Annotated in this window: 16 protein-coding genes; 7 read left to right on the top strand and 9 right to left on the bottom strand. The window is 68.7% G+C overall.

Annotation, left to right across the window (positions count from 1 at the left end; genetic code table 11):
* From ABT352_RS03530 to ABT352_RS03550, 5 genes are all read left to right on the top strand, one after another.
* Positions 1-399, top strand: a 399-nt coding sequence (locus ABT352_RS03530) for a hypothetical protein (RefSeq protein ID WP_350942177.1), incomplete at its 5' end; no start/stop codon positions are given.
* A gap of 156 nt (positions 400-555) precedes the next feature.
* The gene (locus ABT352_RS03535) at positions 556-1,089 is read left to right on the top strand and encodes a hypothetical protein (protein ID WP_350942178.1); all 534 of its coding nucleotides are present in this window, start codon (positions 556-558) and stop codon (positions 1,087-1,089) included.
* A 112-nt stretch (positions 1,090-1,201) separates the two neighbouring features.
* Positions 1,202-2,377, top strand: coding sequence for a sensor histidine kinase (locus ABT352_RS03540; RefSeq protein WP_350942179.1), 1,176 nt, complete (start codon positions 1,202-1,204; stop codon positions 2,375-2,377).
* 5 nt (positions 2,378-2,382) lie between these two features.
* A complete protein-coding gene (locus tag ABT352_RS03545; RefSeq protein WP_350942181.1) occupies positions 2,383-3,069 on the top strand; it encodes a response regulator in 687 nt (228 codons plus the stop codon).
* 36 nt (positions 3,070-3,105) lie between these two features.
* On the top strand, positions 3,106-4,389 hold the full coding sequence (locus ABT352_RS03550; protein ID WP_350942183.1) for a hypothetical protein: 1,284 nt from the start codon (positions 3,106-3,108) through the stop codon (positions 4,387-4,389).
* 30 nt (positions 4,390-4,419) lie between these two features.
* On the opposite strand, the gene ABT352_RS03555 is transcribed toward ABT352_RS03550, so the two are convergent.
* Positions 4,420-5,142 (bottom strand): hypothetical protein, encoded by a 723-nt coding sequence (locus tag ABT352_RS03555; protein ID WP_350942184.1) that lies wholly within the window; start codon positions 5,140-5,142, stop codon positions 4,420-4,422.
* A gap of 120 nt (positions 5,143-5,262) precedes the next feature.
* Here ABT352_RS03555 and ABT352_RS03560 point away from each other — a divergent pair, with 120 nt between their 5' ends.
* Positions 5,263-5,919, top strand: coding sequence for an HNH endonuclease family protein (locus ABT352_RS03560; protein WP_350942185.1), 657 nt, complete (start codon positions 5,263-5,265; stop codon positions 5,917-5,919).
* A gap of 41 nt (positions 5,920-5,960) precedes the next feature.
* Here ABT352_RS03560 and ABT352_RS03565 read toward each other — a convergent pair whose 3' ends face one another.
* Positions 5,961-7,418, bottom strand: a complete 1,458-nt coding sequence (locus tag ABT352_RS03565; RefSeq protein ID WP_350942187.1) for an RICIN domain-containing protein — start codon at positions 7,416-7,418, stop codon at positions 5,961-5,963.
* Positions 7,419-8,074: 656 nt separating this feature from the next.
* On the opposite strand from ABT352_RS03565, the gene ABT352_RS03570 reads away from it, so the two are divergent.
* Positions 8,075-8,458, top strand: coding sequence for a VOC family protein (locus ABT352_RS03570; protein WP_350942188.1), 384 nt, complete (start codon positions 8,075-8,077; stop codon positions 8,456-8,458).
* Between the two features lie 15 nt (positions 8,459-8,473).
* Here the strand turns inward: ABT352_RS03570 and ABT352_RS03575 are convergent, their stop codons facing one another.
* From ABT352_RS03575 to ABT352_RS03605, 7 genes are all read right to left on the bottom strand, one after another.
* Positions 8,474-9,178, bottom strand: coding sequence for an IclR family transcriptional regulator (locus ABT352_RS03575; RefSeq protein WP_350942190.1), 705 nt, complete (start codon positions 9,176-9,178; stop codon positions 8,474-8,476).
* 85 nt (positions 9,179-9,263) lie between these two features.
* Complete coding sequence (locus ABT352_RS03580) at positions 9,264-10,775, bottom strand: FAD-dependent oxidoreductase (protein WP_350942191.1); 1,512 nt, start codon at positions 10,773-10,775, stop codon at positions 9,264-9,266.
* A gap of 27 nt (positions 10,776-10,802) precedes the next feature.
* On the bottom strand, positions 10,803-11,681 hold the full coding sequence (locus ABT352_RS03585) for an amidohydrolase family protein (protein WP_350943532.1): 879 nt from the start codon (positions 11,679-11,681) through the stop codon (positions 10,803-10,805).
* Positions 11,682-11,785: 104 nt separating this feature from the next.
* Positions 11,786-12,208, bottom strand: coding sequence for a MaoC/PaaZ C-terminal domain-containing protein (locus ABT352_RS03590; RefSeq protein WP_350942193.1), 423 nt, complete (start codon positions 12,206-12,208; stop codon positions 11,786-11,788).
* On the bottom strand, positions 12,205-12,642 hold the full coding sequence (locus ABT352_RS03595) for an FAS1-like dehydratase domain-containing protein (protein ID WP_350942194.1): 438 nt from the start codon (positions 12,640-12,642) through the stop codon (positions 12,205-12,207). Before ABT352_RS03595 ends, ABT352_RS03590 begins: the two co-directional genes overlap by 4 nt.
* Entirely contained in the window at positions 12,639-14,360 is a 1,722-nt protein-coding gene (locus ABT352_RS03600) for an AMP-binding protein (RefSeq protein ID WP_350942195.1), read from the bottom strand. Before ABT352_RS03600 ends, ABT352_RS03595 begins: the two co-directional genes overlap by 4 nt.
* The gene (locus tag ABT352_RS03605) at positions 14,353-15,525 is read right to left on the bottom strand and encodes an acyl-CoA dehydrogenase family protein (RefSeq protein WP_350942197.1); all 1,173 of its coding nucleotides are present in this window, start codon (positions 15,523-15,525) and stop codon (positions 14,353-14,355) included. Before ABT352_RS03605 ends, ABT352_RS03600 begins: the two co-directional genes overlap by 8 nt.
* Position 15,526: the final 1 nt, after the last annotated feature.

The following is a 15,526-nucleotide window of genomic DNA, read 5'->3' on the forward strand; positions in this document are numbered from 1 at the left end:
CACGCCGACAAGGCCGACCTCAACGGCATCAACACTGAGTGGGTGCAGGGGCGGAGCGCCGACGACGGATGGATCAGCTTCCCCAAGGAAGGCCTGAACGTGCGCAAGGGGGCCGGACAAACCTGGGGAACCGTGTTCGCTGACAAAGCCGACGTGAACAGCGTGACCACCAGCCAAGTCAACGGAGCAGGCGAGGGCAGGGGATACATCCAGTTCTTGGAACAGGACAAGGGCGTGCGGATATTCGGTGGCGTGTCCGCCGGCTGGATACGGGGACTTAATGATGACGAGGCATGGATTCGCTTCAACAACAAGGGCATATGGGTGCTCAAGAACCAGAACGGCGAGCGCGCGAGCGCGAACGTGGATTGCGCCACGGTCAATGAGCGGCCTACATGATCACGGTGTGATCAGCACTGTCGACGGGTGACAGGCACTCGCCGACGTCGAAGACCACAGCGCGGATCATGATACGAGCCTATTGGAGTTCCAGGTGTGTCGGTCGGTTCACCATTGGTCACGACGGATCGACCGGCCGGTAAGGAGCCTGGACAATTGCCTGACATGATGGGGATTTCCGGCTTCGAGCCGACCTTTCTTGTCGGACTCGAAGCCGTCCGTGAGCGACACGGGCAAGGTCTGGCCACACTTGGTGGCCGACGTCTGACGGGATTCGCGCTCGTGCGTTTTGTCGAGGACGGGGACTGGTACGCCGATTGCCCGATCGTCCTGGACTTCGACGGTGTCCAGGTCGAGATCTGCCACTGGAAGCTCGATGAGCTCTCGATCGGCTGGAACAGCATCGACACGACGGTCGCTATCAGTGGCTGGGAGTGGTTCGAGCTCACCCCGGTGTGGTCCAGCGCCGACGAGCGGCTTGAGCCGTTCGTCGGCCTGGAACTGCGCGAAGTCGCTCTGCTCGAGTGGCGGCCGTCACCATGTCATGACCTGGCGGACGGCACCCTCGCTGTGGAGTTCGCCTTCGATGCCGGTCGTTTCCACATCGCCAACGCTCTTGATGAGAACGGCATCGATGTCGGCGATGCCCATCCGGAATTCGTGCGGCACCGATTGGTATCTGACGCGTAGCCCTCCCAAGAGAGGTGCCCGGACCAAGGGGTAGGACCCTGCCGGCTGCGTGGCGGGAATGATCACTCTTGAGAGTGAGGGCAGCGGGCGGACGGATCCGGATAATGGGCGGATGTTTGCGGCGGGCCGGACCGACAGGGTGGTTGACGGGGCGCTCGCGGCGAGCGTGGTCCTGGCCACGGTGATGCCGCTTGTTCTGCCCGATCCCGATCCGTGGTGGATCATCGGGCTGGGGCTGCTGGCGTCGGTGCCGGTGGTGTGGCGCAGGCGGGCGCCGATGGTGGTGGCGGTGGTGGTCGGGGCGGCGATGTCGGTGTTGGTGACGTGGGAGAAGCCGTTGCTGCCCTTCGGGCCGCTGCTGGCCGTCTACACGATCGCCGACCTGAGTCCCACGTGGAAGAGGCTGGCCGCGATTCCGGCGATCGTGGCGACGGTGGGGACCTCGTTGGTGCTGCCGGGGGAGAACGACGAGACCTTCCGGCTGGTGGGGACCGCCTTCGTGGCCGCCTACGCGCTGGGCACCAGTGTCCGGGCGAGCCGTTCGCGAGCCGCCGAGCTGACCGAGCGGGCGCGGCGGCTGGAGCAGGAGCACATCGCGGCGGCGGCCGAGGAACGCACTCGGATCGCGCGCGACATGCATGACATCATCACCCACTCCGTTGGGCTGATGGTGGTCCAGGCCGAGGCCGGGCCGGTGGTGGTGCGCGGCGACCCGGACAGGGCCGAAGCGGTTTTCGACGCGATCGCCGACATGGGGAGAGGTGCGCTGGCCGAGCTCCGGGGGGTGCTCAACACGCTGCGGACCCCTGGCGAAGGCGGTGGACCGGTGTGCGGCCATGACGGCGACGGCGGATCGGTGTGCGGCCATGCCAACGATGGCGGGCCGGTGTGTGGTCATGACGACGAGCGTCTGAGCGAGGCGCTGTTCCAGCCGCGTCTGGCCAACCTCCCGGCGCTGCTCGACCGCAGCGGTCTCGATGTGGTGAGTACGACCGCCGGTATCCCGCGCCCGGTCGCCGAGAGCGTTGAGGCGGCCGTCTACCGGATCGTTCAGGAGGCGCTCACCAACGTGCGCAAGCACGCCGGTACGAGTGCCGTACGCCTCGCTCTGACCTGGAGGGAGCGCCTGACGGTGGAGATCACCGACAACGGGCGAGGGCCGGGCGAGCGCGGCGGGTACGGGCTGGCCGGGATGCGGGAACGGGCGGCGGCGTGTGGCGGGACGCTCAGGGCCGAGGCTGGGCGAGACGGGGGGTTCACGGTGAGAGCCGAATTTCCGCTTGAATAGCCCGCATGTTGCGGGTGCTCATCGCCGACGACCAGGACCTCTTCCGTGCGGCGTTCGGGCTGATCCTGGGGGCGCAGCCGGACATGGAGGTGGTCGGCGAGGCCGCCGACGGCGAGGAGGCGATCGCCGCGGCCAGGCGGCTCCGGCCGGACGTGGTCCTGATGGACGTGCGCATGCCGGGCATGAACGGCATCGAGGCGACCAGGGAGATCTGCGCCACCACCGCCGCCAAGGTGCTCGTGTTGACCATGTTCGATCTCGACGAGTACGTCTACGACGCGGTCCGGGCGGGGGCGAGCGGCTTCCTGCTGAAGGACATCCGGCGCGACGAACTGGCCCACGCCGTCCGTACCGTCGCATCGGGTGAGGCCCTGCTGGCTCCGGCGGCGACCAGGAGGCTGCTTGAGGACCTGGTGCGCAGACCCGCCCACGGCGTCGCCCCCCGGCTGACGGCCAGGCTGGACGCGCTGACCGAACGCGAGCGCGAGACGCTGAGGCTGGTCGCGCATGGCCTGTCGAACGCGGAGATCGCCGCCGCGCTCGTGGTCACCGAGCACACGGTCAAGACACACGTCAGCCGCATGCTCACCAAGCTGGACCTGCGGGACCGGGTCCAGGCCGTGGTGCTCGCCTACGAGTCCGGGCTGGTGGTCGCCGGCAGGAGTGACAACGGAGATCACACCCGCGAGTGACGCGCCCGCGAGGTGCGGGAAAGCACGATCATCGGCATGGAACGCATCCTGCTCACCCTCGCCTCCGCCGTTCTGACGCACTTCGGCACCGGTCTCCATCCCGTCTGGTGGCTCACCTGGCTCGCGCCGCTCCCTGTCCTGTTCCTGGCTCGCCGGGCGGGCGGGGGTACGGCTTTCTTCGCCGGGACGTTGGTCTGGCTCGTCGGCCAGGCGCGGATGTGGCCGTACTTCACCGGACCTCTTGAAATGCCACCCCTGCTGGCCGCCGCCTTCATCGTCGGTCCCGCGCTCTGTTACGGCTTGGGCGTGCTGCTCTTCCGCACCCTGATCGTGCGCGGCAGGCCACTCCTGGCGGCGTCGGCCGTACCGGCCGTCTGGGTCACCGCCGAGTACGTCATGAGCCTCGCCGCGCCGCACGGGGCCTGGTGGAGCCTGGCGTACACGCAGGCCGACGTCCTGCCCGTGCTGCAGACCGCCTCGGTCACCGGGGTCTGGGGCATCACCTTCCTCCTGCTGTTCGTGCCCGCCTCCGTCGCGGTCCTGCGGCCACGCGCGGCGATGGTCTCGGGTGTGCTGGTCGCGCTCACGCTCGGCCACGGTCTCGTACGGCTCGCGACGCCCGCCGACACCGGGGGGCGGAAGGTCGCGCTGGTCGCGACGGACGACTCCGAGCAGCTCGTCCGCCGGTACGGCGAGGCCGTGGACGCCGCGGTGGCCCGCGGGGCGGAGATCGTGGTGCTGCCCGAGAAGGTTTTCAAGACCGTCGACCTGCCGTTCGCCCGTCCGGGCGTGGAGGTGGTCGCGGGGATCGCCATGGAGACCAACAGCGCGGTGAGCTATCCCTCCGGTGTGCGCTACGACAAGCACCACCTGATCCCCGGGGTGGAGCGCCGGTTCCGGCCCGGCACCGGCCTGGCCTTCCTCGACGGCAATCGGCTCGGCCTCATCATCTGTAAGGATTTGGACTTCCCCGGCCTGGTCGGGGAGTACAGCAAGGCCGGTGCCGCCGCCCTGCTCGCGCCGGCCTGGGACTTCGGCGAGGACGCGTGGCTGCACAGCCGCATGGCGGTGGTGCGCGGCGTGGAGAGCGGCCTGGCGGTGGCCCGCGCCGCACGCGGGGGATGGCTCACGGTCAGCGACGGCCGCGGCCGGATCCCGACCGAGCGGCACACCGGCATGACGGGCATGACCACGGTCATGGCCACCCTGCCTCAGGAGGGTTCGGCCACCCTCTACACCGTCCTGGGAGACTGGGCCGCATGGGCCTCGGCGGGATTGCTGCTGCTCGCGCTCGGTGCGTCGGCCCGGACGAATTCGTGAAGTCGGAACGCCCTCTTTCGTGCCTCCGTTCTAGTGATCGTCGCAACAGCCCGGCTCGAAGGGGGTGCGATCTTGCTCTGGGAGGTAGGGGCTGAAATGGTCGGCGACGATCTCCGCGATCGTGGCGGCGTCGCGGGAACCGTCGACTTCGATGACGCGGATGCCGAGCCGGTGGGCGGTGCGGACGGCGTCCTCCGCGACGAGGCGGTCCCGGGTGAGGCGGTTGGCCTGTGCGCGGGCCGGATCGCTGACGCGGTGCCCGAGCGAGGTGGCGCGCGGTAGTTCCTGGGACTGGTGCCGGCGGAACTCCGCTGTGGGCACCATGACGACCATCCGGCGTGGTGAGTCGATGATGGGGGCGACGAGTTCAGGGCGGAGTCCCCAGCCCTCGGCGATGATCGGGTGGCCTGAGACGAGCGCGCGCAGGTCGTCCAGGGCCCATTCGAACCGGTCGGGGAAACCGGCCAGGGTCATGGCGGCCATCTCCTCCGGGGTGGTGTGGACCCACATCTTGTCCGGGTCGGGCTCGGTGGTGGGCTCGCCGAGGGCGACGCGACGGGCGATCCGGCGATCGTTGTGACCGCGGGCGTCCTGGTGGTCGTAGTGGTAGACGGTGATGCGATATCGGACGGCCAGGAGCCGGGCCACGGTCGACTTTCCGGCCCATTGGCCACCGCCGATCCACAGTGCGCGGCGCAACGTGCCGAAGGGATCCCGGACTTCGCTGTCCGCAGGGGAGTCGTGGCTGGTCATCCGGTGTCCTCCTATGGTGAGGTCGGCACGGTCGGCGTCGACAACCTCATGTCACTCGCCCACGCGGACATGTTCCTGCCGATTGCCGGGTCGGGGAGGTCGTCGGGTATAGGTAAAGTCATGATCTACCTGAGACGTGCAGCGCACACCGCCGTACTCACCTTCGTGCTCGTTCCGATCACCGCCGTTCTCACCACCCCGCAGGCGGCGGCCGAACCGCGTAAACGATCACAGGCGGAGTCCGCGGCCCTCGCCCGGCGCATGCTGGCTCAGCTCAAGGTCGCCAGGCCGCTGTCCATCCGGGGCTACAGCCGCGAGCGGTTCCACTCCCGATCGGCGGCGTACCGCAAGGGCAGGTGCAACACGCGGGAGCTGGTCCTGGCCCGCGACGGGCGGAACGTGCGCCGCGACGCGGCCTGCCATCCGGTCAAGGGGCGCTGGTACAGCCCGTACGACGGCAAGTGGTTGAAGAGCGAGAAGTACGTGGACGTCGACCACCTGGTGCCGCTCGCCTACGCCTGGCGTTCTGGCGCCAAGCGATGGAGTCAGGCCAAGCGGCGCGCGTTCGCCAACGACCTGGTCCGCCCCGAACTGCTCACCGTCAGCCACTCCGCCAACATCGCCAAGGGCGGCAAAGGTCCGCAGAGCTGGCGCCCGCAACGTCGCGCCCACTGGTGTCAGTACGCGACCTCGTGGATCACGGTGAAGCGCCACTACCGGCTCTTCGTGACCCGCAAGGAGAAGGTGGCCCTGCTCAACATGCTCCGCACCTGCTGAGGTCGGCGTTCGCCGGGGCCACCTTCACGTCGAGACGATCGTCAGACGGCCGTGCGCGACCACTGCTGGTTGGTGCCGCTGTTGCACGGATACTGCTTGAGGATCACGCCGTCCGCGGTCGATGCGGCGGGCACGTCCACGCATTTGTTGCTGTGTCGTGCCCGGAGCTGGAAGTAGGTGCCGTTGCTGACCATCTGGAAGTGCTGGTTGTTGCCGAGGCCGCAGGTGTACTGGACGAGCTCGGCGCCGTCGGCGGTCGAGGCGCCCACCACGTCAAGACACTTTCCGCTGTGGCGGCTGACGATGCGCCAGTAGCCGCTGCCGACGTCCTGGAACTGCCACTGCTGCCACGCGTTGCCGTTGTAGGTGTACTGGCCGACGCGCGCACTGTCGTTGGTGCTCGCTCCTTGGACGTCCATGGCCTTGCCGCTGTGGCGCGCGTTGATCCGGTAGGTCACCGTCGGCGGAGGGGTGACGTCGCCGACGGCGTCGCCCCAGGCGTACCGGACCCGGTTGGCGCCGTGGCCGTTGCGGACGGTCACGCTGAGGTTGGTGCCGCTGCCGCCCATGACGTACATCGAGTACCAGTCGTAGCCGATGGTGCCCGGCTTGCCGCCGAGGGCGGGCCAGTAGGTGCCGCCCATCTGGTTGTCCCGCATGACCTGGGCCATGGCGCGGAGGTAGCGCACGAAGTTGTCGGTGCTGGTCGGGTCGGCGTAGTTGAGGCCGGTGGACATCGGCGCGCCGAACTCGGTCGCCACCGCGCGGTGGGCGCAGTTGCCCAGACGTGTCTGGATGTGGCTCCGGAACTCGTCGTAGGTCATCGGGCCGTAGAAGAAGGCGTAGTAGTGGAAGGACAGCAGCGTCGAGTTGAAGCGGCTGTCGTTGCAGATGTCCCGCAGGTCCTGGCTGAAGCCGGTGCCGCCGATGAGCACCCGGCCGGGCACCGCCGAGGTGTGATAGCCGAGCCAGTTCGCCGCGACGTTGCGCCACTCCGTCGACGAGTAGCCGTGCGGCTCGTTCATCGGCTCGAAGTAGACGTTGCTGTTCGAGCCGTACGTGTTGATCACGCTGGACCACATCGTGTTCCATGCGGCGAGGTTCGTGATCCTGCCGCCTGAGGCGGCGCCGTCCTCCCAGTAGGCGAGGATGACCTTGAATCCGCGTTCGGCGGCGGCGTCGATGGCGCCGCGGTAGGAGTTCCACCAGGTCGTGTTGGCCACGGTGTGAGTGTTGATGGGCAACCGGATGGTGTTGATGCCCATGATGTATTCCATGTGGTCGTAGAGCGAGTTGGCCTTCGCGCGAACCGTCGCGTTGCTGTCGGACTGGCTCAGTCCCTGCACGACGAGCGTGCCGGTGCTGAAGTTGTCACCCAGTACGGCCCAGTTCATGCCTCGGAACTGGCTGGTGGCGGCATTGGCCGACGGTGCGGAGACGACGAGGCTTGTCGCCGCGGTGAGCGCGGTCACCACGAGGGCGATCAGCAGTCGGCGCAACGACCGAGTGCTTCGCGACGGTCCTGATGAGTAACCATCAGACGCCATGATCAGTGCCATGAATGTCCAATCACTGAGGAGGGAGGGACACCGCGGGCATCCTTTCCGGGAACCGGGAAGGAGACGGCGAGGGGCGACATCACAGCTGCGCGCTCACGGCTGGACCTGGGGGGAAGGAGGGTGCATCGACGGACGCGCGGAGAATTGTTAGCGATAACATTTCTGCGTGCATCTCGTCCCTGTGGGCTTGGCGGTGGGGCGATCGGTTCTCGATGAAGGCCCGACGATCGGGTCGCATTCGTGTTTCTATTGCATTTCCGCAAAGTGTCAGGGTTCGCAAGGTGGGATGTCAATATCTCGTTATCAGAAATTCGTCCCCATACGGTCGACATTCCGAGGCGGTGGCGATGCCGGTCTCCGGGCCGGAGGCGGCCATATCGCCTGTTCAGCCCTCTTCGGTGCCTGGCGGCCGGAATCTCCGTGGCCCCTCACGACGAGGAGGCCCTCGTCGTCCGGACGGCCACCACACGACCGGCGAAGCTCGGGCACCACCGCCTGGGAACGCATCGCGGAGTCCGGCGGGGCGCCCGAGCGGCCGTTACAGCCTCAAGATCACCGGAGTCCGCAGGCGAAGTGGGACGGGCATACTGTCGGCCATGGCTTCTCTTGTGCACCACGTGAGCATCGACTGTGCGGACACCTACCGGCTCGGAACCTTCTGGGCCGAGGTGCTGAACACCAAGATCGGCGAAGACGACCACCCCGGTGACCCCGAGGCACTGGTCGAGACGGAGGGCGTCTCGATCCTGTTCATCGCCGTCCCCGAGGGCAAGACGGTCAAGAACCGGATCCACTTCGACATCCAGCCCACCGACCGCACTCGCGACGAGGAGGTCGAGCGCCTGCTCTCCCTCGGTGCCACCCTGGTCGCCGACCGCCGCCGTCCCGACGGCACCGGCTGGGTCACCCTCGCCGACATCGAGGGCAACGAGTTCTGCGTCGAGCGCAGCGCCGCCGAGCGTGCCGCCACCGCGTCCTGACTCGGGGACAGCCCGTCACTCCCGGGTGGTGATCTCCTTCGCGGTGGCGAGGAGGCGTTTGGCGGTGTGCTCGACGTCCAGGTCGACCATCGACACGATGCCGAGGCTCGCCTCGAGTGAGCGTCCCTCGCCGTCGTAGAGCGGCACGGCGATGCCGACCGCGCCCGGTGTCAGGTTTCCGCGTGAGATCGCGTATCCGCACTTCCGCGCCTCGACGACCGCGGCCGGGTCGTCGGCCCTGGGCGGCCGGGCGAGCATGATGGCGAGGCCGCTCGCCCCCTGGTCGAGCGGGTGCCGGGCACCGCTGCGCTGGGACAGATGGAAGATCGCGTCGGACGGCTCGACGACCGCCAGCACCACGGCGTCGGCTCCCTCCGACATGACGCACTGCGTGGTGACGCCGAGCTCTTCGGCCAGCGTGCGCAGGTAGGGGATGACCGCGCGCTGGAGCTGCGGGTTGGCCTGCCGGGCGAGCTGGATCACGCCCAGCCCGAGCCGGTAGCGCCCCGAACTGCCCTCGGCGGCGAGGCGGTGACTGCGGAGCGTGGTGAGCAGCCGATAGACGGCCTGCCGGTGCATGCCCAGCGCCGTGGCCAGCTCCGCGACGGTCATGTCGCGATCTTCCGCGGCGAGCAACTCCAATAGCCTCAGGCCGCGATCCAAGGTCTGGGATCCGTTGCCCTGACCGGCGCCGTCTCCGGCGCGATCTCCAGCGCTCACGCCGAGCCACCTCCACCGCTGTCGGTTTTCCTAATGCGCACTGTATCTATATTGAACAAAGCCGATGTCACTTGTCGCATGAGAGTCAACTTATGACGGTCCGATCGGCTGCGGCATTACGTCCGGCTATCCGGCCGAACGCGAGACATTCGGCGATACTGCCGCCACCTGTCGGATAAAGCAGTCCGTGTATTGATCCTAGCTCACCGGCGGAGTAGAGATTGTCTATCGAACCTCCGCGAATCGCGGCCACGCGTGCTTTCGCGTCGCGGCGCGGACCGCCGACCGTATGCGAGCCGCCCGGCCATAGCGGAACCGCGAAATAGCGGTCGCCGCCGAGCGGGGTCAGCGTGACGGGGTCGCGGCCGAAGTCGGCGTCGACGCCCGCCGCGCAGTGCTGGTTGTAGCGGGAGACCGTCTGTTCGAGCACGACCGGATCAAGCCCGCAGGATCGGGCCAGATCAGGGATTGACCTGGCCGAATGGATCCAGCCACGCCGCAGTTCCGCCTCGTTGTCCGCACTCCAGGCGTAGTCTCGCACCGGTCCGGCGGGGCCCGAGTAGGTCGGGACCAGCGTCGCCCGCTCGAAACGGGCTTGATCGAATATCCACCACGTCGGAATCCTCGGGTAAGTGAGCTGATCGGCGTCCATCGCCAAAAGCGCCAGATGGGCGGCGTGCTGCTTTCCCGGTTCGCGGATGAATCGCCGGCCCGACCCGTCGACGAAGATCGAACCCGGTGCGGGCTCGCCCTCGGCCGGTCCGAACCGGCCTGATCCCCACAGATCGACGGCCGTTCCCCCGGTGTATCCGTCGCCGGGGAATCTCGCTACGAAATGCCCTGGCCAAACATTCATGTGCCACAGTTCGGCGCCGATTTCCGTCGCCATGACGATGCCGTCCCCGGTGTTGTGCTCGGTGCCGTAGAAATGCACCGGAGTGACCGGAAGGTAGTGCGTTTTGAGCCGTTCATCGGCCTCGTAGCCGCCGACCGCGAGCACGACGCCGCGGCGTACGCCGATCCGTCGGACCCCGTCGGCGCCGTCGGTCTCCACCCCGACGACCGCGCCTCGCGCGTCGGTGAGCAGCCACCTGGCCGCCGTCGCGTACCGGACCTCGATCCCGCGCTCGGTGACCAGGCTCCGCAGGAAGCCGTGCATCGGGCAGCCGGTGTAGCCGTCGGGCCCGCTCGTGGGCTGCGCCTTGTAGACGCGGATCGACTCGTGGCCGGGCAGGGTGGGGTGCTCGCCGCGGATGTCCAGTTTGAGGTACTTGCCGCCGTGCCGGTCGAGCCAGGCCGGGGTGGCCGCCGTCTCCTCCGCCCAGGTGCGGATCAGGTCGGGGTCGATCGTGGCCAGCTCGCCGTTGACCGCGTACAGCGCGGACAGATATTCGACCGCGCCGTCGACGTCCTCGGGCACGAGGAAGAAGCCGGCGGCGTAGCGGCTGTTGGGCCGGTGGTCGTCGGCCGGTTGCTTCTCGATGACGAGCACTTCCGCGCCCTCGTCGTGGGCGGTCACCGCGGCGACCGCGCCGGCGTCGCCCAGACCGAGTACGACGACGTCGACGGTTCGATCAAAGGGACCGGTGTGCTGCATCGCGACCTCCTTGGCCGGGGGCTGTCGTCACGACTGTCCGGTGAGTCCGAACAGCTTGGCCGCGTTCTCCTTGAGGATCTTCGGGCGGATCTCGTCCCGGATGTCGATCTTGGCGAAGTCGGCCAGCCAGCGCTCTGGAGTGATCATCGGGAAGTCCGACCCGAAGAGCACCTTGTCCTTGAGCAGCGTGTTCGCGTACTGCACCAGCTGGGGCGGGAAGTATTTCGGCGACCACCCTGACAGGTCGATGTACACCTTCGGCTTGTGCATGGCGACCGAGAGCGCCTCGTCCTGCCAGGGGAACGACGGGTGCGCGAGGATGATCTGCAGGTCGGGGAAGTCGGCGGCCACGTCGTCGACGTGCATCGGGTTGGAGTACTTCAGCCGCAGCCCGCCGCCGCCCGGGGTGCCCGCGCCCGCGCCGGTCTGGCCGGTGTGGAACAGCGCGGTGAGCCGGTGCTCGGCGATGACCTCGTAGAGCGGGTAGGCCATCCGGTCGTTCGGGAAGAAGCCCTGCGTGGTGGGATGGAACTTGAAGCCGCGGACGCCGTACTCCTCGATCAGCCGCCTGGCGGCCCGCACGCCCGCCGCGCCCCGATGCGGATCGACGCTCGCGAACGGGATGAGCACGTCGCCGTGCAGTGCCGCCTGCTCGGCGATCTCCTCGTTGGTGGGCGTCTGCTCCCGGCCACTGACGTGCATCGAGTCGACGCCGAAGACGATCGCCGCCATGTTCCGCTCGCGGTAGTACTCGGCGATCATGGGGACGGTGAACCTCTTGACCGCGCCGGCCTTGAAGTAGTCGGCCATCGCCGCGAAGTTGTCGTTTCCCGGCTTCGGCGCCTCGTGGACGGAGAGCTGCACGTGGGTGTGCACGTCGATCGCGTCGAGCGCGGCGATGTCCATCACGTCACCTCACCTCGCCTTCGTCGGAGATGACCGCGGTGGAGATGCCTGACATGTCCGTCACGTCGCCTCACCTTCGTCGGAGATGACCGCGGTGGTCTTCATCACGTCGCCTCGCCCTCGTCGGTGACGATCGCGGTGGCGGTGCCGGACAGCACCTCCACGCCCGCCGCGTTCACCGCCGAGACGGTGAGCTCGGCGCGTCGCTGCCCGTCAACGGTGTCCACCGAGGTCACGGTCGCCGTCGCGGTGATCGTGTCGCCGGGCCAGACGGGCGCCTTGAACCGGGCCCGGTAGCGCCGGATGTTCTCGTGCCCGAACCAGTCGGTCAGCACGCGGCCGGCCAGGCCCATGGTGAGCATCCCGTGCGCCATGACGGTCGGGTTGCCGGCGATCCGGGTGGCGAACGGCTCGTCGGTGTGCAGCGGGTTGAAGTCGCCACCGGCACCGGCGTACATCACGATCTGCGTCCGCTTGAGGTCCGTCACGACGACCCGGCGCACCTCCTGGTCGGTGGTCACGGTCATCGGCCCGCCTCCGGGGTGTCGTCGGTCTTGGGGGTGACCGTAACGGAGACCGTGGTCGAGCGGGCGACCAGCTCTTCCTCGGCGTCGAAGAAGTCGACGTGCCGCTCGGCGAAGTTGAGCACGCCCTTCCCGCCGGTCTTCTGCCAGGTCTTTCCCTCCCGCTTGCGGGCCGTCAGCGTCTCGCCGATCCGGAGCGGGCGGAAGTACTCGAACTCCTGCTCGGCGTGCAGGCCGCCTCCTCCGCCGGATGACACGCCGGGCCCGGACCCGGAGCCGTTCCAGGGCCGGTCGGGACGCATCCGCAGCCCCCAGTCCGGATCGAACTGGGCGAAGGCGATCGGGAAGGTGGGCGGGACCACGTCGGCGTCCTCACCCAGGGCGCGGGCGAAGGCCCGCACATGGCCCTGTTCGATCGGGAACGGTATGCCGGTCACGAGGCTGTCTCCTCTGCTTGCAGGTGGCGGGTCGCCACGTCACGGGCCGACGCGCGGTTGATCTTTCCGGCCGGGCTACGGGGGAGCGAGTCCACCCTGACGATCCGGCGCGGGCGCTTGTAACCGGCGAGCCGTTCGGCCACGTGCCGGCTCAGTGTCTCGTCCTCGACGTCGCCGAGCGCGCTCGCCGGGGCGACGACGGCGGTCACGACCTGGCCCCAGCGGGGATCGGGAACGCCGACGACGACGACGTCGGTGATCTTCGGGTGGGTGAGCAGCGCCTCTTCGACCTCCTCGGGGAAGACCTTCTCACCCCCGGTGTTGATCACGCCGTCGCCCCGGCCGAGCAGGATCAGCCTGCCGTCGGCGTCCAGCGAGGCGAGGTCACCGGGCGCCGAGTAGCGGACGCCGTCGATGACCCGCCAGACCCGCGCCGTCCGGTCCGGGTCCTTGAGGTACCCGACCGGCTGCGGTCCGGCGCTGGCCAGGATGCCGATCTGTCCGGTGCCCGGGGTGATGTCCTCGTCGTTCTCGTCGAGCACCCGGGCGACGGGGGCGAGCGTGAACCGCCCGTCCACCAGGTCGGCCTCCGAGCGAGCCAGGGCCATCCCGAAGGGGCCGCCCTCCGAGGCCGAGATGTTGTCGATCAGGGTGAGGTCGCCGCCGTGCCGCAGCAGTTCCCGCTTGACGCCGACGCTCCACACGACGCCGGAGCTGGTCATCTTGCGCAGGCTGCCGATGTCGTACGGCTTGCCCGCGCTCTGGGCGGCGGCGAGGGAGTCCACCAGCGGGCGGCCGAACGCGTCGCCGACGATGACCATCTCGGTGACCGCGTTCTGCTGCACGGTCCGCCACACCTCGTCCGCGTCGAGGGATTTGGAGGTGCAGAAGCAGATCGTGCCGCCGCCGTACAGGGAGCGCAGTGTCTGCAGCAGGCCGGTGCCGTGGATGAGCGGCGACATCGGCAGCACGACGGGGGCGGTGAACCTCTCGTGCAGCTCGCGCACCCGCGCCCGCACGTCGTCCGGTGTCCTCGGCGCGTCCATACCGTGCTGGCGGAAGACCGACGCGATGATGCCCAGCAGCCCGTCACGGTCCCAGACGACGCCCTTGGGCCGGCCGGTCGTGCCGCCGGTGAGCAGGATGATGCCGTGCGGCGAGTCGGTGTCCGTCTCCCGGTGGACCGGGCCGTGCTCGGCCGCCCACTCGAAGGACAGCGCCGGTGCGGGCGGCTCGCCTGCCGATCCGACCTCCATGAGCAGGTTCAGCCTGGGAAGGTCGTCCATCCGCCGGACCTGGTCGGCCAGGCCGGTGTCGTAGACGAAGGCGACCGCGTCGGTGTAGTCGAGCACGTAGTGCAGCTCTGGGGCGAGATAGCGGTAGTTGATGTTGACCGGCTGCGCGCCCAGCTTGAACGCGGCGAGGATGGTCTCCAGGTACGCGAACGAGTTGTACAGGGAGATCGCGACGGTCGAGCCGACGCCGACCCCGCGTTCCGACAGCACCCCGGCCAGGCGGGCCGCGCGGGCCTCCAGCTCGGTGTAGCCGATCGACCGGTCGCCCTGGATCATCGCGGGCCGATCCCCCGCGGCCTCCGCCGCGGCGCGCAGAGCCGTGGCGATGCTCATCTTCCGCTCGGTGAAGGAGCCGGTGAGGGAGCCGACGGGCGAGTCGGCGAGGGAGTCGGCCGGGGAGGAGGTGGGGATGGGATCAGGCAAGGTGGCCTCCGATTCGGGTGTGACCGCGTAGCAGATCGCGCGAGATGATGAGCCGCTGCACCTCGTCGGTGCCTTCGAAGATGCGCATCGCCCGGACGGCGCGATACCAGCCTTCGAGGGGAAGCTCCTTGGTGTAGCCCATTCCGCCGTGGATCTGCAGTGCCCGGTCCACGACGCGGCCGACCATCGCGGTGCAGAAGAGCTTCGCCATCGCCGACGCGTGTCTGGCGTCGGCCCCCCGGTCGACGTCCCAGGCGGCCCGGAGGGCGAGCCATCGGGCCGCTTCGAGCTCGGTCTCCGAGTCGGCGATCATCCACTGGATCGCCTGGTTCCTGCCGATCTTGCGGCCGAAGGTCTCGCGCAGGCCGGCGTAGTCCACCGCCATCGTCAGGCAGCGCTCGGCGATGCCGACGCAGTGCGCGGAGATCACGTAGCGTCCCTTGCCGACCCAGCGCATGGCGAGCTGGAAGCCGCCGCCGACCTCGCCGAGGACCTTGCCGGCCGGCACCCGTACGTCGTCGAAGGAGAGCGAGGCGGGCTGGTGCCAGCTGCCCATCGTGCTGATGGGCGAGGAGGTCCAGCCGGCCTCCCGGTCGACGAGGAACGCGGTCGCCCCGTGGTGGGCGCCCTTGTCCCGGTCGGTGAGCGCGATGACGATCGCGTAGTCGGCGTCGTGGCCGTTGCTGATGAAGGTCTTCTCGCCGCTGATCAGCCAGTCGTCGCCGTCCCGCCGCGCGTACGTGCTGATCGCCCCGGCGTCCGATCCCGCGCCCGGCTCGGTCAGCGCGAAGCAGCCGAGGCGCTCGCCCTCGATCGTCGGCTTCAGGTACTCCTCCTGCTGGGCGGCGTCCGCGCCGTACAGGATGTTGTCGGCCTCCCCGCCGAAGCGGAAGGGCACGCAGGTCTTCGCGAGCTCGATGTGGATCAGCGACTGGGTGACCGCGGGGAGCGCCATCCCGCCGTACTCCTCGGGTGTGCTGAGCCCCCAGAAGCCGAACTCGCGCGCCTTGGCCCGCAGCCGGCGCTCCTCGTCCCTCGGCAGCCTGGCGCCGCCCTCGCGCACCAGCCTGAGGAAGTCCTCCTCGAGCGGGAGGAGCTCCTTGGCGACGAAGGCGCGCACGGTGTCGCGGATGTCCCGCTGTTCGTCGCTCAGCTCGAAGTCCATC

The sequence above is a fragment of the Streptosporangium sp. NPDC000563 genome, from assembly GCF_040299985.1.
In the GTDB taxonomy this organism is placed as follows: Bacteria; Actinomycetota; Actinomycetes; order Streptosporangiales; family Streptosporangiaceae; genus Streptosporangium.